The organism is Stenotrophomonas sp. K-6, from assembly GCF_056861555.1.
In genome coordinates this window covers 131097-148561 of the sequence record NZ_JBSPUC010000005.1, presented here as the reverse complement: position 1 = coordinate 148561, position 17465 = coordinate 131097, and the positions used below count along the sequence as shown (strand labels likewise).

Annotated in this window: 20 protein-coding genes; 8 read left to right on the top strand and 12 right to left on the bottom strand. The window is 66.6% G+C overall.

Going from position 1 to position 17465, the window contains the following annotated elements; genetic code table 11:
- Nucleotides 1-103: 103 nt before the first annotated feature.
- Both gph and AC13F7_RS15655 read right to left on the bottom strand, forming a co-directional pair.
- Nucleotides 104-754, bottom strand: a complete 651-nt coding sequence (gene gph, locus AC13F7_RS15660) for a phosphoglycolate phosphatase (RefSeq protein ID WP_483002323.1) — start codon at nucleotides 752-754, stop codon at nucleotides 104-106.
- 84 nt (nucleotides 755-838) lie between these two features.
- Complete coding sequence (locus AC13F7_RS15655; RefSeq protein WP_481468551.1) at nucleotides 839-1741, bottom strand: LysR family transcriptional regulator; 903 nt, start codon at nucleotides 1739-1741, stop codon at nucleotides 839-841.
- 95 nt (nucleotides 1742-1836) lie between these two features.
- Between AC13F7_RS15655 and AC13F7_RS15650 the strand changes: the two genes are divergently transcribed.
- Both AC13F7_RS15650 and AC13F7_RS15645 read left to right on the top strand, forming a co-directional pair.
- Nucleotides 1837-2475 carry an NAD(P)-dependent oxidoreductase gene (locus AC13F7_RS15650; RefSeq protein ID WP_483001967.1) on the top strand — a complete coding sequence of 213 codons (639 nt, stop codon included), beginning with the start codon at nucleotides 1837-1839 and terminating at the stop codon, nucleotides 2473-2475.
- 51 nt (nucleotides 2476-2526) lie between these two features.
- Nucleotides 2527-3450: an MBL fold metallo-hydrolase gene (locus AC13F7_RS15645; protein ID WP_483001965.1), complete on the top strand. Its 924-nt coding sequence runs from the start codon at nucleotides 2527-2529 to the stop codon at nucleotides 3448-3450.
- A gap of 296 nt (nucleotides 3451-3746) precedes the next feature.
- Here AC13F7_RS15645 and dinB read toward each other — a convergent pair whose 3' ends face one another.
- Entirely contained in the window at nucleotides 3747-4829 is a 1083-nt protein-coding gene (dinB, locus tag AC13F7_RS15640; RefSeq protein WP_483001963.1) for a DNA polymerase IV, read from the bottom strand.
- 230 nt (nucleotides 4830-5059) lie between these two features.
- Here dinB and fabA point away from each other — a divergent pair, with 230 nt between their 5' ends.
- Entirely contained in the window at nucleotides 5060-5575 is a 516-nt protein-coding gene (fabA, locus tag AC13F7_RS15635) for a 3-hydroxyacyl-[acyl-carrier-protein] dehydratase FabA (RefSeq protein WP_070471641.1), read from the top strand.
- Nucleotides 5575-6783, top strand: a complete 1209-nt coding sequence (gene fabB, locus AC13F7_RS15630; RefSeq protein WP_481468543.1) for a beta-ketoacyl-ACP synthase I — start codon at nucleotides 5575-5577, stop codon at nucleotides 6781-6783. The genes fabA and fabB overlap by 1 nt, the downstream gene beginning before the upstream one ends.
- Before the next feature lie 79 nt (nucleotides 6784-6862).
- Here fabB and AC13F7_RS15625 read toward each other — a convergent pair whose 3' ends face one another.
- The 3 genes from AC13F7_RS15625 to AC13F7_RS15615 are packed head-to-tail and all read right to left on the bottom strand — an operon-like array spanning nucleotide 6863 to nucleotide 9374.
- The gene (locus tag AC13F7_RS15625) at nucleotides 6863-7555 is read right to left on the bottom strand and encodes an HAD family hydrolase (RefSeq protein WP_483001960.1); all 693 of its coding nucleotides are present in this window, start codon (nucleotides 7553-7555) and stop codon (nucleotides 6863-6865) included.
- Nucleotides 7552-8256 (bottom strand): pseudouridine synthase, encoded by a 705-nt coding sequence (locus AC13F7_RS15620; protein WP_483001958.1) that lies wholly within the window; start codon nucleotides 8254-8256, stop codon nucleotides 7552-7554. Before AC13F7_RS15620 ends, AC13F7_RS15625 begins: the two co-directional genes overlap by 4 nt.
- Complete coding sequence (locus tag AC13F7_RS15615) at nucleotides 8253-9374, bottom strand: class I SAM-dependent methyltransferase (RefSeq protein WP_483001956.1); 1122 nt, start codon at nucleotides 9372-9374, stop codon at nucleotides 8253-8255. The genes AC13F7_RS15620 and AC13F7_RS15615 overlap by 4 nt, the downstream gene beginning before the upstream one ends.
- A gap of 143 nt (nucleotides 9375-9517) precedes the next feature.
- Between AC13F7_RS15615 and AC13F7_RS15610 the strand changes: the two genes are divergently transcribed.
- Nucleotides 9518-9781 (top strand): hypothetical protein, encoded by a 264-nt coding sequence (locus AC13F7_RS15610; protein WP_483001954.1) that lies wholly within the window; start codon nucleotides 9518-9520, stop codon nucleotides 9779-9781.
- A gap of 18 nt (nucleotides 9782-9799) precedes the next feature.
- On the opposite strand, the gene AC13F7_RS15605 is transcribed toward AC13F7_RS15610, so the two are convergent.
- Both AC13F7_RS15605 and AC13F7_RS15600 read right to left on the bottom strand, forming a co-directional pair.
- Nucleotides 9800-10090, bottom strand: a complete 291-nt coding sequence (locus tag AC13F7_RS15605) for a DUF3247 family protein (protein ID WP_483001952.1) — start codon at nucleotides 10088-10090, stop codon at nucleotides 9800-9802.
- 68 nt (nucleotides 10091-10158) lie between these two features.
- The gene (locus tag AC13F7_RS15600) at nucleotides 10159-12147 is read right to left on the bottom strand and encodes a hybrid sensor histidine kinase/response regulator (RefSeq protein ID WP_481468597.1); all 1989 of its coding nucleotides are present in this window, start codon (nucleotides 12145-12147) and stop codon (nucleotides 10159-10161) included.
- 237 nt (nucleotides 12148-12384) lie between these two features.
- Here AC13F7_RS15600 and AC13F7_RS15595 point away from each other — a divergent pair, with 237 nt between their 5' ends.
- The gene (locus tag AC13F7_RS15595; RefSeq protein ID WP_483001949.1) at nucleotides 12385-12951 is read left to right on the top strand and encodes a DUF3016 domain-containing protein; all 567 of its coding nucleotides are present in this window, start codon (nucleotides 12385-12387) and stop codon (nucleotides 12949-12951) included.
- Between the two features lie 8 nt (nucleotides 12952-12959).
- Here the strand turns inward: AC13F7_RS15595 and alr are convergent, their stop codons facing one another.
- Nucleotides 12960-14033 carry an alanine racemase gene (alr, locus tag AC13F7_RS15590; protein WP_483001947.1) on the bottom strand — a complete coding sequence of 358 codons (1074 nt, stop codon included), beginning with the start codon at nucleotides 14031-14033 and terminating at the stop codon, nucleotides 12960-12962.
- Nucleotides 14012-15322, bottom strand: a complete 1311-nt coding sequence (locus tag AC13F7_RS15585; RefSeq protein WP_481468527.1) for a D-amino acid dehydrogenase — start codon at nucleotides 15320-15322, stop codon at nucleotides 14012-14014. Before AC13F7_RS15585 ends, alr begins: the two co-directional genes overlap by 22 nt.
- A 149-nt stretch (nucleotides 15323-15471) precedes the next feature.
- On the opposite strand from AC13F7_RS15585, the gene AC13F7_RS15580 reads away from it, so the two are divergent.
- The gene (locus AC13F7_RS15580) at nucleotides 15472-15951 is read left to right on the top strand and encodes an Lrp/AsnC ligand binding domain-containing protein (RefSeq protein ID WP_123731291.1); all 480 of its coding nucleotides are present in this window, start codon (nucleotides 15472-15474) and stop codon (nucleotides 15949-15951) included.
- A 72-nt stretch (nucleotides 15952-16023) separates the two neighbouring features.
- Here AC13F7_RS15580 and AC13F7_RS15575 read toward each other — a convergent pair whose 3' ends face one another.
- Nucleotides 16024-16194 (bottom strand): lana protein, encoded by a 171-nt coding sequence (locus tag AC13F7_RS15575; protein WP_481468525.1) that lies wholly within the window; start codon nucleotides 16192-16194, stop codon nucleotides 16024-16026.
- 171 nt (nucleotides 16195-16365) lie between these two features.
- The gene (locus AC13F7_RS15570) at nucleotides 16366-16788 is read right to left on the bottom strand and encodes a classical arabinogalactan protein 4 (RefSeq protein WP_483001945.1); all 423 of its coding nucleotides are present in this window, start codon (nucleotides 16786-16788) and stop codon (nucleotides 16366-16368) included.
- A 127-nt stretch (nucleotides 16789-16915) separates the two neighbouring features.
- Between AC13F7_RS15570 and msrB the strand changes: the two genes are divergently transcribed.
- Nucleotides 16916-17383 carry a peptide-methionine (R)-S-oxide reductase MsrB gene (gene msrB / locus AC13F7_RS15565; protein WP_483001943.1) on the top strand — a complete coding sequence of 156 codons (468 nt, stop codon included), beginning with the start codon at nucleotides 16916-16918 and terminating at the stop codon, nucleotides 17381-17383.
- The last annotated feature ends 82 nt before the right edge of the window (nucleotides 17384-17465 follow it).

Genomic DNA, 17465 nt, shown 5'->3' with positions numbered 1-17465 from the left:
TGGACGGCGGCACTGCCGCCGTCCCACCCTCGGTAGGTGCCTCGGTCGGCACACTTCATTTCCCCGGTAGTGCCGACCGTTGGTCGGCACGCGCCTCAACGCGTTACAGCCTCAGCAATTCCCGCAGATCATCCACCACGGCCACCGCCTGGACGTTGTCCAGATCCAGCCCACGCGGATACCCATAGCGCACCAGCGCCACCGGCATGCCTGCATCCACGGCCGCCCGGTAATCCGTGATCGAATCACCCACCATCAACGCTGCCCCGACGGCCACCTCGAAGTGCGCCGCGATGTAGCGCAGTGGCGCACCGTTCGGCTTGCGCTCCGAAAGGGAATCCCCACCCAGCACCAGTGCGAACACATCCTGCAGACCGAAATGCTGCAGCAGCGGCGCCACCAGCGCGGACGGCTTGTTGGTGCAGATCGCCAGCGTCACCGACTGTTCGCGCAAGGCGGCCAACGTCTCGCTCACCCCATCGAACAAGCGCGGGCTGCGCAACAGGCACGCTTCGTAGTGCCGCATGAACCCCGGCATCACCTTGTCCAGATCGATATCGCTGCCGGCTGCGGTAAACGCCTGCTCGACCAACCGTCGCACGCCATCACCGATCCACGTCAGTACGGTCGTCTCCGGCACGCGCGGCAGTTGCCAGTCTTCCAGCGTGCGGTTCAGCGCCTCGGCGATATCGGCCGCGCTGTCCACCAGCGTGCCATCCAGATCGAACACCACCAACGGATACGGATACGACAAGGCAACACTCACTTCAACGACGTGGGTGCCCATTGTACGGCGGCGCCAGGCCGTCTCCGCTCATGCACCGTTGACGCCAGACGGTCAGAGCAGCGCCAGGAACTGCGGGCTGCTGAAACGCTCCACCAGGAAATCCAGGAAGCTGCGCATGATCGTCGGCAGCTGCCGGCGCGAGGCGTACACCGCGTACAGACCCAGTAACTCCACCTCATGGTCCGGCAGCACGGCAACCAGTTCCCCCGTGCGCAGCAGCGGGGCGATCTGATACATCGGCAGCATCGCGATGCCCGCACCGGCACGCACCGCTTCGAGCAGCAGCGATGCCTCATTGGCACTGATGTTGCCTCCCACCGCCACCGCGATCTTCCGCCCCTCGCGCTGCAGGTGCCACACGCTCTTGCCGACGTAGTGGTGGGTCAGGCAGTTGTGCGTGGCCAGCGCATCGGCCGTGGTCGGCGTACCGCGCTCGGCCAGGTACGCCGGTGCCGCGCACAGCACCGAGCGGCACTGCGCCAGCGGACGCGCGATCAGGCTCGGGTCGATCGCGCGCGAGATGCGCACGGCGATGTCCACGCGCTCCTCCACCAGGTTGACCACCCGATCCACCAGCAGCAGTTCAACGCGTGTGAGCGGATGCCGTTTGACGAACTCGGCCACCGCCGCCGCCAGATGGCTCTGCCCGAACGAGACGCTCGCGGTGACCCGCAGCAGGCCATGCGGCTCGGGATTGTCCGTGGCCAGCTCCCCGCGCAGCTCATCGCCGATGGCCAGCATCTGCCGGAAGCGCAGCAGCGCCGCTTCTCCCGGCCCGGTCAGGCTGATCCGGCGCGTGGTCCGGTGCAGCAGACGCGCGCCCAGCCAGCGCTCCACCTCGGCCAGATAGCGCGTCACCATCGCCCGCGACATCTCCAGCGCGTCGGCGGCGGCCGTCAGACTGCCGCGCTCAGCCACCTCGACGAACACGTTCATGGCGGTCATCCGGTCCATTTGATCGATCCGTGCAACAAATTAGGCCGTTATACGCGGTTTTTCGTTCGATTCCAGAAGCATACGCTGGCCTTCCTTCCTCAACGGATCTCCCCATGAAAATCGCTCTCGTTGGTGCCACCGGCAACATCGGTCGTGAAATCACCCGCCAGGCCCTCGCCCGCGGCCACCAGGTCACCGCCATCGTCCGCCGTGAGACTGACCTCCCGTCCGAACTGGACGGCGCCCAGCTGGCCGTGGCCGCGCTGGACGACACCGACGCGCTGGCCGCCGTGATCGCCGGCCATGACGTCCTGGCCAGCGCCTTCGGCCCGCGCCCGGGCGATGCCGCCACCACGGTGACCACCACCAGTGCCGCTCTGGTGAAGGCCGCGCGCCAGGCCGGCGTGCCCCGCTTCATCATGGTCGGTGGCGCCGGCAGCCTGGAAGTCGCCCCCGGCGTGCAGCTGGTGGACACCGAGGGCTTCCCGGACGCCTACAAGCCGGTCGCCCTGGCCGCCCGCGAGACGCTCAAGCAGCTCCGCGCCGTTGACGACCTCGACTGGACGTTCTACTCCCCCGCCGCCGAAATCGGCCCCGGCCCGCAGCGCGGCGGCTTCCGCACCCAGGCGAAGAACTTCCTGGTCGGCGATGACGGCCACAGCCGGATCAGCTACGCCGACTACGCCGACGCCTTCGTCAGCGAAATCGAAACCCCGCAGTACCTGCGCCAGATCGCCACCGTCGCGTACTGAGCCCTGCCCGCCCCGGCGATCCCCGCCGGGGCCCTGGATGGAACCGCCCCCATGCCCACGCGCTCCCGCACCACCCTGGCCCTCAGCCTGGCCCTGATCACCGGCCTCACTGCCCTCACCCCGGCCACCAGCCACGCCCGCCCCGCCGCGAACGCGCCCGCGCAGGCCGCCCCCCTCGCGGTGCAGCCCTACCACCCCGGCGACGACGCCCTCTTCGCGGTCTCCTCGACCCTGATCACCGGCCGCCACGACGCCATCCTCGTGGATGCCCAGTTCGCCGCCACCGATGCCGCGCAGCTGGTCCAACGCATCCGTGACTCGGGCAAACGCCTGACCACGATCTACATCAGCCACGGCGATCCCGACTACTACTTCGGCCTGGCCACCCTGCAGGACGCCTTCCCCGACGCCCGCATCCTCGCCACGCCCGCTACCGTCGCCCACATCACCGCCACCCAGGCCGCCAAACTCGCGTTCTGGGGCCCCCAGATGGGCGCAGGCAAGCCGAGCCGCATCGTCATCCCCGCCCCACTGGACGGCGACACCCTCACCCTGGAAGGCCAACCGATCAAGATCATCGGCCTCACCGGCCCCACCCCGGACCGCACGGTCCTGTGGATCCCCGCCCAGCGCACCGTCCTCGGCGGCATCCCCATCGTCGCCGGCGAACACGTCTGGATGGCAGACACCCAAAGCGCGCAATCACACGCGCACTGGCTGCAGACCCTCGCCACCATCAAGGCCCTGAACCCCACCCGCGTCATCCCCGGCCACTACGCAGCCGATGCCGCCCTGGACATCAGCGCCGTGGATTTCACCGCCAACTACATCCGCGCGTTCGACGAAGAAACCGCACGCAGCAAAGACGCCAACGCACTCATCGCCGCAATGAAAAAGCGCTATCCGAACCTGGCCGGCGAGAGTTCACTGGAACTGAGCGCGAAAGTAGCCAAGGGTGAAATGCAGTGGCCGTAATGACGCAGAAATAGCGCGCAGCGCGAATTTTCCATGCGCACCGACCCAGTGTCGGAGGGACGGCGCGGGTGGGGTATCGGGACCGTGTGTTGCCATGGATGGCAACACACGAGCTTACAGGGACGTACTTGCAGCGGGTCCCGATACCCCACCCGCGTCGTCCCAAACTCTCACCACGCAGATACCAGCGCCTTAGCAGTTGATCTTGATGTCGCCGTTGCCGTTGCCGTTGCCGTTGCCGTCAACACTTGAACAGATCAAGAAAACGGCAAGAAACGCGGACGAATACCGCCCAGCTACACATCACCAAGATGATCAAACAACCCCGGCTGGCGAACCACCTCCCGCTCCCGGAAGCCCCCCAACCCCACCCCCACCAACCGATACCGCGTCTCCAACGGCAACAACACCCGCTCCCGCAACCCCAACGCAATATCCCGCAGTTCCTCCACCGAATCCGGCGGCGACTCCGGCGTAAAACTGCGCGTAATGATCCGGAACTGCGACGTCTTCAACTTCAACACCACCGTATGCCCCACCCGGTCCGTCTTGCGCGTCGCCTGCCACGTCTTCTCCGCCAACTGCACGATCGCCGGCGCCAGATTCTCCAACAACAGATCCTCCGCGAACGTATCCTCCGACGAAATCGACTGCACCGGCTGATCCGGCTCCACCGGCCGCTCATCCACACCGCGCGCACGATTGAACAAGCGTCCACCAAACGTCCCGAACCGCGCCTCCAGTTCCTCCAGCGGCAACGCACGCAGATCGCCGACCGTCGCAATCCCGAGCTCGGCCAGTTTCGCCGCCATCACCTTGCCCACGCCCGGCACCCGGTTCACCGGCAACGGCGTCAGGAACTGCTCGATGCGATGCGGCGGCACCACGAACTGCCCATCCGGCTTGCGCCAATCCGAGGCAATCTTCGCCAGGAACTTGTTCGGCGCGATCCCCGCCGAGGCCGTCAGCTGCGTCTCTTCGCGGATCTGCGCGCGGATGATCTGCGCGATCTCCGTCGCCACCGTCATCCCGCCCTTGTGCTCGGTCACGTCCAGATACGCCTCATCCAGCGACAACGGCTCCACCAGGTCCGTATGCCGCAGGAAAATCTCGCGGACCTGGCGTGACACCGCCTTGTAACGCACGAAATCCGGCGGCACGAAGACCGCATCCGGACACAGCCGCTCCGCACGCAGCGCCGGCATCGCCGAACGCACCCCGAACACCCGCGCCTCGTAGGACGCCGCGCACACCACCGAGCGCATTCCCCGCCACGCCACCACCACCGGCTTGCCCCGCAGAGAAGGGTCGTCACGCTGCTCCACGGACGCGTAAAACGCATCCATGTCGACGTGAATGATCTTGCGGGGGCGGGACACGGGCGTGGGCACTCGGAGTCAGATGAACAAGATTACAGCCACACGCCGCAGTATGGTTGTTGGATAACAACAACATGCGTTTTTGAACCTGAAAACACTACGGCGGCGTACGGTTAAAACGTTTGATTGAATCACTTTTTCTCATGCACTCTTGAGCACTTGCTTCATGCAAGAGCAGTCGGCCTGTGGTCGGCTCACCCGATGACAACTTCCTCAGGATTGCGTTTTCCATGACTCGTCTCAACGCGTTCTCGCGCGACCAGCTGCTGGCCAGCGCCCGCGGTGAACTGTTCGGCCCGGGCAGCGGCCGCCTGCCCAATGATCCGATGCTGATGTTCGATCGCATCACCGATATCCGCGAGGACGGCGGTCCCCATGGCAAAGGCATGGTACGCGCGGAGCTGGATATCCGCCCTGACCTGTGGTTCTTCGACTGCCACTTCCTCGGCGACCCGGTCATGCCCGGCTGCCTCGGTCTGGATGCCATGTGGCAGCTGACCGGCTTCTTCCTGACCTGGATCGGTGCGCCCGGCCGTGGCCGCGCCCTGGGCTGCGGTGAAGTGAAGTTCACCGGCCAGGTGCTGCCGAGCGCCAAGCGCGTCACCTACGAAATCGACATCTCGCGCGTCATCAACCGCAAGCTGGTGATGGCCCAGTCCGACGCCCGCATGCTGGTGGACGGTCGCGAAATCTACTCTGCCAAAGACCTGCGTGTAGGTCTGTTCACTTCCACTGAGAACTTCTGATGCGTCGCGTCGTCATTACCGGAATGGGCATCACCTCGTGCCTGGGCAACGATCTGGACACCGTGTCCTCCGCACTGCGTGAAGGCCGTGCCGGCATCCGTCATCTGCCCGATCACGCCGAAGCAGGCCTGCGCAGCCATGTCGGCGGCAACATCGAGCTGGACCTGGATGCGCAGATCGACCGCAAGGTGAAGCGCTTCATGAGCGATGCGTCGGCGTATGCCTACATCGCCATGCGCGATGCGATCGCCGATGCCGGCCTGGACGAGGCGCAGGTCGCCAACCCGCGCACCGGCCTGATCGCCGGCTCCGGCGGCGGCTCCAGCCAGTGGCAGGTGGAATCGGCCGACATCCTGCGCGCGCGTGGCGTGCGCAAGGTCGGCCCGTACATGGTGCCGCGCACGATGTGCTCCACCGTATCGGCCTGTCTGGCGACCGCGTTCCAGATCAAGGGCCTGAGCTACTCGCTGTCGGCCGCCTGCGCCACCTCCGCGCATTGCATCGGCGCCGCTGCGGATCTGATCCGTCATGGCGCGCAGGACGTGATGTTTGCCGGTGGCGGTGAAGACCTGCACTGGTCGATGAGCGTGATGTTCGATGCAATGGGCGCGCTGTCGACCCGTTTCAACGATACGCCCGCCTCGGCCTCGCGCCCGTACGACAAGGACCGCGATGGCTTCGTCATCGCCGGTGGCGGCGGCATGCTGGTGCTGGAAGACTACGACCACGCCGTGGCCCGTGGTGCACGCATCTACGCCGAGCTGGTCGGTTACGGCGTCACCTCCGACGGTGCCGACATGGTTGCCCCGTCCGGTGAAGGCGCGGTGCGCTGCATGAACATGGCGATGGAGCACCTGACCGCCCCGATCGACTACCTCAACACGCACGGCACCTCGACCCCGCTGGGCGACGTCACCGAGCTGAAGGCCGTGCGTGAGGTGTTCGGCGAGAACATTCCGCCGCTGTCCTCGACCAAGGCGCTGTCCGGCCACTCGCTGGGCGCGGCAAGCGTGCACGAAGCGATCTACTGCCTGCTGATGATGCGCGACGGCTTCATCGCCGGCTCGGCCAACATCGGCGAGCTGGACCCGCTGGTGGAAGGCTTCCCGATCGTGCAGCAGACCCAGTCGGCACAGCTGGACACCGTCATGTCCAACAGCTTCGGCTTTGGCGGCACGAATGCGGCGCTGGTGTTCAGCCGCATCTGAGTGCAGCTGCGATGTACACGAAAAAGCCCGGCCATGTGCCGGGCTTTTTTGTATCGGCGCGCCGAGCCCCCGCGGGACATCACCGCGCGGCAGTCGCCGGCAACAGCGGCATCAACAATGCCCGTGCATCCAGCAGCGAATCCACGATGCGATGTCCCAGCGCACGCAGCTCCTCATCCGGATGCACCAGGTCCGGCACCTGGATCGCCGTCATGCCCGCGCTCACCGCCGCACGGATGCCTGCAGGAGAATCCTCCAGTGCCAGGCAGCGTGCCGGATCCTTGCCCAGCTTCTGCGCGGCCAGCAGGTAGATATCCGGGGCCGGCTTGGGATGCGACACATCGCTGCTGGTCACCACCACCTCGAAGAACGGCAGCAACCCGGCGGCGGCCAGCTTGCGTGATGCGCGTGGCTGACGTGTCGAGGTCGCCACCGCACGCGCAACGCCGTGATCGTGCAGCAGCTGCAGGATTTCCAGGATGCCGGGACGCAGCGGCAGGCCCTGCTGCGTGCGTGCTTCATACAGGTCATGGCAACGCGCGAACAACGCGGCCACCTGCTCGGCCGTCACCGTCTGCAGCAGCAGACGCTCGCAGTCACGATCACCAAGCCCGACCATGCGCAGCCAGAAGCCGTCCGGAAACGGCAGCCCCAGCTCCTGCGCCGCCTGCGACCAGCACGCGATCGACACCCGCTCGCTGTCGATCATCAGGCCGTCCATGTCGAAGATGACGGCGTCGGGCAGGAACGGCAGCGCAGGGAAAGCACTCATGGCACGTTGAACAGCGTCTCCAGATCAGCCGCATCGAGCATGCGCCACTCACCTTCCGGCAGTTCGCCCAGCGAGAGCCCGCCAATGCGGCTGCGGTGCAGCGCCTCGACGTGGTTGCCGACCGCCGCGAACATCCGGCGCGCCTGGTGGTAGCGACCCTCGTGCAGGACCAGTTGCGCCTGGCGCGGGCCGTTCACGTGCAGCTCGGCCGGCAGCAGCGGCTTGTCGTCCGATTCCAGCAGCAGCCCGCCGCTGGCGAAGCGCGCGGTTTCATCGCCGCGCAGGTCGTCGGCCAGGGTGACCTCGTAGGCCTTGTCCAGGCGCGACTTCGGCGACACGATCCGGTGCAGCAGCGCGCCGTCGTCGGTCATCAGCAGCAGGCCGCTGGTGTCGCGGTCCAGGCGGCCCACCGAAGACAACACCGGTGCACGCTCACGGTAACGCGGCGGCAACAGGTCGTAGATCAGCCGGCCCTTGTCCTTGGTCGAACAGGTGTAGCCGCGCGGCTTGTGCAGCATCAGGGTCAGGCCCTGGGGCGGGTCCAGCGGCTCGCCTTCGACCCGGATCGCGTCATGCGAAACCGCGTCATCGGCGTACAGTACCTCGCCCTCGGCATCGGTGATCAGGCCGGCGCGGAACATGCCCTGCACCTGCTTGCGGCTGCCATAGCCCAGGTTGGCCAACAGCTTGACCAGCTTCATGCGCGGCCTCCGCGGCCCCACTTCGGCTCGGTGCTGCGTGGCGTGCGGACCGGCGTGGCGCTCTTGCTGGCCTTGGTCGCTTCGATCAGCTTGAAGCCATCGCGCTCGGCCGCCACGCGGACCTGGCCGAAGCTCTCGTTGAGGATCTGCTCGTAGGGCAGATGGCGGTTGGCCACCAGCCACATCCGGCCGCCCGGGCGCAGCGCCTGCGCGGCCACGGCGATGAAGCGCTGGCCGATATCGGGGCGATCAGCGCGCGAGGGCGTATGGAACGGTGGATTGGTGACGATGAAGTCGTACTCGCCCTCGATCCCGGCAGTGACGTCCTGCCAGTGATAGGCCAGCGCCGCCGGCTTGCCGAGCGCGGCGAGGTTCTCGCGGGCCAGCGCCAGCGCGCGGCCTTCGGCCTCGTACAGGTCCAGCGCGGTCACGTTGGGGCAGCGTGCGAGCACCTCGGCGGACAGATAGCCGAAGCCAGCGCCCAGATCGGCACCCCGGCCGGCCAGATCGGCCGGCAGCTGCTCGACCAGCAGCGCCGAGGCCGGGTCGATGCGGTCCCAGGCGAAGATACCCGGGCGGCTCTGGAAGCGGCCGCCCAGGATCGCGCGCGGCGCATCCAGCGATGCCCAGCGCTGCGCCAGCGCGGCGTCGTGCTCGCCGTTGAGCGGTGCAGTCCAGTACGCACGGCAGTGGTTCTTGGTCAGCTTGCCACCGAGACCGGCCAGCTGCTGCAGATCGCCTTCGCCGGAGCGGGCGCCTTCGTTGTTGTGCTGGCAGGCCACCACGATCCCGCCCGGGGCGGTCAGGGCCAGCGCGCGCGCGAACAGGGCCTTGGCCTCCTCGCGCTGGCGCGGCGGCAGTACCAGCACCACGGCGTAGCGGGTGGCATCACCGGCCAGCTGCTGCTCGTCACGCACGGTCCAGCCGCTGGCTTCCAGGGCATCGGCAAACGGGCGGAAGCTCTGCTCGCAGACCAGCTGCGCCGGCTGGGCGTGCTCGCGCAGCGGCGCGCCATCGCGGGCGCGCAGGAACAGCACGGGGCCGGCTGGCCAGGACAGCACGCCACTGGCGAACGGCAGGAACAGGGTTTCCAGGGGAGCGTCGTGCTGGGCAGCCATGCGGAGGGCACATCTTGAAAAGAGGCCGCCATTCTACCGGTTCGCCCCGCCGGCCCCGGATTTGCGTTTATTCAACGTCCTGTTGATGCCCTGACAACATCCAAACCGGCAGGGTGGAGCCTCACTTCCCGTGGAGATGGCTCATGCGTGCATTGTTTGTCGGTGGCGTAGTCGACAACAGCGAGATGGACATGGAGGGCAGCCAGCCACCGGTGCACTATCCCGAAGACACCGGCGGTGGTCATTCGCGCTACCGCCTGCATCAGATCGGCAAAACCTCGGATGGCAACGTGGCGTATGCCGTCTATGGCGCCCCGGACCTGGCCGATGAAGAGGTGGCCCGGATTGCCGATGAACGGGCTTACGCACGCCGTTTCGAGGCCGAGCCCAGCGATTTCACCCACTGAGGTCCGTGCCCGCCGCGTTCACTCGCGGTAGGGCATCTGCCGGATGGCCTTGATCTGGTCCAGCCACACCAAGTGCTGCTGGACCGGGGTCTCCAGGTCATCCAAGCGCAGCTGACCATTGCTGCCTTCGTTCTCGTCGGCGTCGCGGTACTGCTGCAGCGTCGGCTGCACCGCCACGGTGCCAATCAGGCGGCTGCCATCCTCAAGCGTGAGTTCCACCTGGGTCTGCCCGTGCAGCTGCGGCAGCAGCGCTTCCAGGGCCGTGATAGCGTCCGGGTGGGTGTGGATGCGGGGGGCATAACGGGACATGGCAACTCCTGTGGCGTTCGCCCCAGTGTGCCGCGAGCGACGTCAACACGCCGCCAACGCAGGCGCCGTCAGTGCGGGCCGCCGAGCACGCCGCGTACCGCCGCCACCAGTTGCGCGACCGAATACGGTTTGGCCACGTGCTCCTGGAAGCCGGAGGACAGTGCCCGCTTGCGGTCATCGGCACGGGCCAGTGCGGTCACGGCGACGGCCGGCAGGGCGTTTGCTTCGACCCCCATGTTGTCGCGCAGCGTGCGCACCAGACCGTAACCATCCATGCCCGGCATGCCGATATCGGTCAGCAGCGCGTCGATGCCTTCGTGCCCTTTTTCGTTGAGCAGGGCCAGCGCCTCACCCGCCGAGGACGCGGTGGTGACCGAGGCGCCCTGCTCTTCCAGCAGGCGCCGAAGGTATTCCAGTACCTCGGGCTGATCTTCCACAGCCAACAGGTGCAGACCCTTGAGCGGATAGGGTTCGATGATCTGCTCGGTGATCGGGCCGCTGAACACTTCACGCAGCGGACGACCGTCGGCCTGCGGCTGGTAGCGCGGCAGGCGCACATTGAAGGTGGCGCCCTGACCGTGGCCATCACTGCTGGCCGCCACTGCGCCGCCATGCAGCTCCACCAGTTGCTGCACGATCGCCAGGCCCAGGCCCAGACCCCCATGCCGGCGCGTGGTGGTGCCATCGGCCTGGCGGAAGCGGCTGAACAGATGGCGCAGGAACTCTGGCGCGATGCCGTCACCGGAATCGGTGACACTGATCGACCAGTGGCCCCCATCAGCCACGAGGGTAAGCACCACACGGCCCTCGGCCGGGGTGAACTTGATCGCATTGGAGAGCAGGTTCCACAGCACCTGCTGCAGGCGCGTGGCATCGCCGAGGACCAGGCACGGTTCCTCCGGCATCACCAGCTCCATGGTCAGGGCCTTGCCTTCGGCCACCAGCTCCTGGGCACGCATCGCCTCTTCCAGCTGGGTGCGCAGATCGAGCATTTCCACTTCCAGCTGGACCTTGCCCAGCAGCATGCTGCTCAGGTCCAGCATGTCCGAGATGAGCCGCTTCTGCGCCATCGCGCTGTTGGCGATCACACCCAGCCCCTTGTACATCGGGCTGGTGCTGTCGATGCGCTGCAACAGCAGCTCGCTCCAGCCCAGAATGGTGGTCAGTGGCGTGCGCAACTCGTGCGAGAGCGTCGCCAGGAATTCGTCTTTCAGGCGCGCCATGTTCTCGGCGGCACTGCGCGCGGCACGCTCGGACTGCAGCAGCTCTTCGCGCGCCATTTCGATCTCGCGACGCTCGGTGACATCCGTGCTGCTGCCGGCCAGACCGATGAAGCGGCCCATACGCGAAAAGCGCGGCCGGGCGTTCATTTCCAGCCAACGCCATTGGCCGTCGGCGCGACGGCCGCGTACCAGTGCGTGCATGGAGCGCTGCGACTTCAAGGATTCCTGCAGCTCGTAATCGAAGACCGAGGCATCATCGGGATGCACCAGGCCGCGCCAGACATCGTCGGGCACGCGCTGCTCGTCACCGCCGAAGAACTCACTGAAGGCACTGTTGACGAAGCGCGAATGCCCGCGCTCGTCCAGCACCCAGACCGGCATGGGCAGGCCATCGGCCAGCGCGCTGAAACGCGCCTCACTCTCGGCCAGGTCCACTTCGATGTGCTTGCGGTGGGTGATGTCGAAGAACACCACGGCTACCAGGTGCTCGTCCGGCTCGCCGACGCTGACCGCTTCCACTGAGTACCAGCGGCCCAGCGCGCGCGCTTCCATTTCAAATTGTCTGGCCTGCCCGCTCAGCGCCACCTCGCCGTAAGTGCGGTACCAGTCCGTCTCATGCGCCGGCTGCAGACTGCTCATCCGCTGCCCGCAGGCATTGTCGAGCCCGGTGTTGCGCGCGAACGCCTCGTTCACCTCCACGAACCGGTAATCCACACCGACGCCGGCGTCGTCGAAGATCACCTCGATGATGCAGAACCCCGCATTCAGGCGCTCAAGTACCGTGCGATACAGGGCCGGATCCGGCGATGAGGCCAGGAAGGAGGCGCGTTCCAACGTTGTAGTAGGCAGGCTGGACAAGGGGGTCAATGGGGCAACTGGCGAAACAGAGGGACACAGGATCAGCCAACGCGCGTATTCGCAGTGTCAAGCGCGGACAGTCCCGGAAAGTGCGGCGTGGATGAATTGGCGCCAACCGCAGCAGCGGAGCATACACGCGTAGATTGTCGGCCACCCGGATCGGGATCACACTCAGGGCCTGATCCCACCCGTGATCGCGACGCAGGAGTTGTCATGAACCGTACCTCCCTGATCACCGGGGCCTTGGCCGGGCTGCTGCTGATGGGCAGTGCCGCGGGCGCCCCGCGCAATGTGACCGACCCGCAGGCACCCCGGGCCCTTGAGGCTGACGGCCCGGTCCAGGTCACGTGGACCGACCCGGCCCAGTTCACCGAGATCCGCCAGAGCAACAACCGCTTCGAGGCCGAGCGCGGCGACTGGGTGCAGCAGCTGGCCAAGTATGTGCGGACCACGGCCAGCAAGCAGCTGCAGCCCGGCCAGACGCTGCAGGTGACCTTCACCGACATCAAGCGCGCCGGGGATTACGAGCCGTGGCACGGCCCGCGGGCCAACGACATCCGGGTCATGCGCGATATCTATCCCCCGCGCGTGACCCTGACCTACACCCTGAAGGATGCGCAGGGCCAGGTGATCGGCGAAGGCGAGCGCAAGCTGCAGGACACCGGCTACCTGCACAACATCGGCCGGCAGAGCGACACCGATCCGCTGCGTTATGAGAAGCGCCTGCTGGACGATTGGATCCGGCGCGATCTGCGCAACGAGGCCACGGCCAGCAACTGAGGGATGCCTCAGCCGCCGGCATACTCACGCACGACCCGCTTCACGCCGCACGGCAGCTGATATGCGCTGACCCCGCACAACGGCGCCAGGGCTTCGATGCGCGGGGCATCGCCCCACAGCGTCACCGTGCTGCCGATGCCCGCCTGTGGCAGGTGGGTCAGGTCCACGGTGAGCATGTCCATCGAGACCCGGCCGATCACGATGCCCGGCTGACCATCAATACGGATCGGGGTGCCGTTCGGCGCGAACTGCGGGTAGCCATCGGCGTAACCGAGCGCGACCACCCCGACGCGGGTCGGCCGCTGCGCGACGAAGCGCGCGCCATAGCCGACCGGCTCGCCCACGGCGATATCGCGGACGGCGAAGATCTTCGAACGCATGGTCATCACCGGGCGCAGGCGCTCGGTCAGCGCGGTGTGCGCCGGCATCGGGTTGATCCCATACAGCATCAGCCCCGGGCGCACCCAGTCGCTGCGTACGTCCGGCCAGCCCAGCAGCGCCGGCGAATTGCACAGGCTGGTCTGCCCGGCCAGGCCATCGATGGCGGCGGCGAATACATCGGCCTGCTCGCGGGTACGCGGGCTGTCCAGCTCGTCGGCACGCGCCATGTGGGTCATCAGCACCATCGGCCCGACATGCGCCAACGCACTGAGCGTGGCATGCGCGGCGCGGAATTCGTCCGGCCACAGGCCCAGCCGGTGCATGCCGCTGTCCAGCTTCAACCACACGGTGAGCGTGGCGGTGGTCTGGAACGCGGCGACCGCCTCGACCTGCCACGGCGCGCCGACCGCGAACCACAGATCGTGCTCGACGATCAGCGGCAGTTCCTCGGCATCGAAGAAGCCTTCCAGCAGCAGGATCGGACCGGTGATGCCGGCCTGGCGCAGTTCCAGTGCTTCCTCGATGCAGGCCACGCCGAAGGCATCGGCCTCGGCCTGCAGCGCGCGCGCGCAGCGCACCGCACCGTGCCCGTAGGCATCGGCCTTGATCACTGCAACGGCCTTGCCGCCCCCCAGTTCGCGTGCCAGCCGGTAGTTGCTGCGCAGCGCGTCCAGATCAATCAACGCACGGGCTGGGCGCATGAACTCGGCTCACGGTGACGGACGGAGGCGGCCTGGTGGCTGTAGCGGAAGATATCCAGGCCTTCGGTGCTGATCTGCGGCTGGCGGGCATCCATCAAGTCGGCCAGGTAGCGGCCGGAGCCGCAGGCCATGGTCCAGCCCAGGGTGCCGTGGCCGGTATTGAGGAACAGGTTGCGGTACGGCGTGGCACCGACCACCGGGGTCCCATCCGGCGTGGCCGGGCGCAGGCCGGTCCAGAACTCGGCACGCGACAGATCACCGCCCTCCGGGTACAGATCGCGCACCACCTTCTCCAGCGTGGCGCGGCGGCGCGGCGAGAGGGACAGGTCAAAACCGCCCACTTCGGCCATGCCACCCACGCGGATGCGGTCGTCGAAGCGGGTCACGGCCACCTTGTAGCTTTCATCGAGGATGGTGGAGGTCGGGGCCATCGCCGGGTTGGTGATCGGCAGCGTCAGCGAGTAGCCCTTGAGCGGGTACACCGGCAGCTGCATGCCCAGCGGAGCGACCAGCGACGGCGAGTAGCTGCCCAGCGCGACCACATAGTGATCGGCGGTTTCCAGCTTGCCATCGATGCGCACACCGGTGATGCGGTCACCCTCGCTCTGCAGGCCGGCGATGTCCTGATCGAAGCGGAATTCGACCCCGGCATCGACGCACATCTGCGCCAGGCGACGGGTGAACAACTGGCAATCGCCGGTCTGGTCGCGCGGCAGGCGCAGCGCACCGACCAGCTTGTCGGCCACGCCGGCCAGCGCCGGTTCGTGGGCGATGATGCCGTCGCGGTCGAGCACTTCATACGGCACGCCGTACTGGGCCAGCACTTCGATGTCCTGCGCGGAGGCATCCAGCTGCTGCTGGGTACGGAACAGCTGGGTGGTCCCCAGGTCGCGGCCTTCGAATTCGATGCCGGTCTCGCGGCGCAGCTCGTTCAGGCAGTCGCGACTGTATTCGGACATGCGGACCATGCGCGCCTTGTTGATCGCATAGCGCTCATGGGTGCAGTTGCGCAGCATCTGCGCCAGCCAGCGGTACTGGTGCCAATCCAGGCCTGGGCGGATCGCCAGCGGCGCATGTTCGGAGAACAGCCACTTGACCGCCTTGAGCGGCACGCCCGGGGCGGCCCACGGCGAGGTATAGCCGAACGACAGCTGGCCGGCATTGGCGAAGCTGGTTTCCAGCGCCGGGCCCGGCTGACGGTCGACGACCGTGACTTCAAACCCGGCCTGCCGCAGATACCAGGCACTGGTCGTGCCGATCACACCGCTGCCAAGGACTAGAACGCGCATGACACCTCTCCAACCCGATCATTCCCTGCGCAGGAGCACGCCGGGACCATAATTGAGGAAGTATAGTCAGCCCAAACCAATCATTTCGCCTGTTTTTAGGCCATCAGGCAGGGTATTGTCCTGCAAACCCCCTTGAGAGGCTGACGCCGATGGCCGTGCGTGCCCGAGAACTGGACAAGATCGACCGCAAGATCCTGCGCATCCTGCAGGTGGAGGGTCGGATTTCCTTCACCGAACTCGGCGAGCGGGTCGGGCTGTCGACCACCCCCTGTACCGAGCGCGTGCGCCGGTTGGAGCGCGATGGGGCAATCACCGGCTACTACGCCAAGCTCGATCCGCATTACCTCAAGGCCAGCCTGCTGGTGTTCGTGGAGATCAGCCTGGCCTACAAGTCCGGCGACATCTTCGAGGAATTCCGGCGTGCGGCGCTGAAGCTGCCCAACGTGCTGGAGTGTCATCTGGTCTCGGGCGATTTCGACTACCTGCTCAAAGCGCGCATCAGCGAGATGGCCTCCTACCGCAAGCTGCTTGGCAGTACCCTGCTGACCTTGCCGCACGTGCGCGAATCCAAGAGTTACATCGTCATGGAAGAGGTCAAGGAGACCCTGACCCTGCCGATTCCGGATTGATGACGCTGCCAGGCTGAAACGCAAAAGGCGGCGCGCATCTGCGCACCGCCTTCGTTCATTGCGTCAAGCGCATCAGCGCTGCTGCTTCTGGTCCGGATGCTTCTGGTCCTGCTGCTTGCCGCCCTTCTGATTCTGCTGGTCCCACTGCTGCTGGTTCTGCTGGCCGGGCTTCTGGTTCTGCTGCTGACTGCCCTGCTGCTCCTGCGGCATTTTGCCGGGACTGCGGTTCTGCTGGTTAGCCATGATTGCACTCTTCTTGAAAACCTCGGGGATGCGCTGTGGTGCGGCGCGGGGACAGCGTCGCGCCGCCCCGGTTAATCACAGGCGAAAAATCGGTGAGGCGATGCGTTGACGGCGATGACTGCGGGTCCTGGATGTAAACCGTTCAGATGACCGACGCCGCCATGGCCGCGATCAGGGCTTGATCTGCTGTCCATCGCCGCTGGGAAGGGAGTCGTAGTAGCGGCCAGTGCGCGTATCGAGAATCCGGTTCGGACCGACCTGCCTGGCGCCCGGAATGATCCGGCCGTGGCGATCGTAGACCTTGCCCTGCACGGCTGGCCCCTGCATCGGCGCAGGCTGCGAAGGACCCTTGCTCTGGATCGGGTGCGTGCGCAACTGCTGCTGAGTCTGCGTGGACGACTTCACCGGCGCCATCTGGCCAGAGAGGCTGTCGGCCGGTGCCGGCTGCACCGGCGTGGGCAACGGTACCGGGGTCGGCTGGGGGGTGACGACCGGGCGCGTCGCGGTCGGCTTGGGCGGCGGACCGATCTGCGCACCCGCCACCAGGGGCAGCAGCGCCAGCAGGGCCGCGGCGAGGCGTCGTGAACGGTACATGGCGAGCTCCGGGCAGCGGTTCAGGCCTTCACCATGCACCGGCAGGGGTATCAGCAGGATGAACGATGCCGGGTTGGAACACGCCACGCCCGGCCCTATGTAGAGAGTCTCCACGCGAGGACTGCCCATGACCGCTTTCGACCTCTCCCCACCCAGTGATGCCCAGCGCCAGACCCTGATCGCCGGCCTCAGTGCCGATGAGCAGCGCGTGCTGCTGCACCACGGCACCGAGGCGCCGTTCTGCGGGGTATTCCTGGACAACAAGCAGGACGGGGTCTACGGCTGTCGGCTGTGCGGCCTGCCGCTGTTCCGTTCCAGCACCAAATTCGACTCCGGCACGGGCTGGCCGAGCTTCTTCGCGCCCTTCGATCCGGCCCATGTACGCGAGATCCGGGACGCCAGCCACGGCATGATCCGCACCGAGATCGTCTGCGCACGCTGTGACAGCCATCTCGGCCATGTGTTCCCGGACGGTCCCCCGCCGACCCACGAACGCCACTGCCTCAACTCGGTGTCACTGTCGTTCACGCCCAACGGTCAGCCCTACCCGGACCCGCTGCAGCGCGGGGGCGCCGAGGCTGAACCCGCTGCCTGAATTCGCAAAAGTGTGACATTGAGCGAACACCCCCCTTCAGAAAAAGGGTGAACGGGCCGACATGGAGGTATCCCCTCCCCGC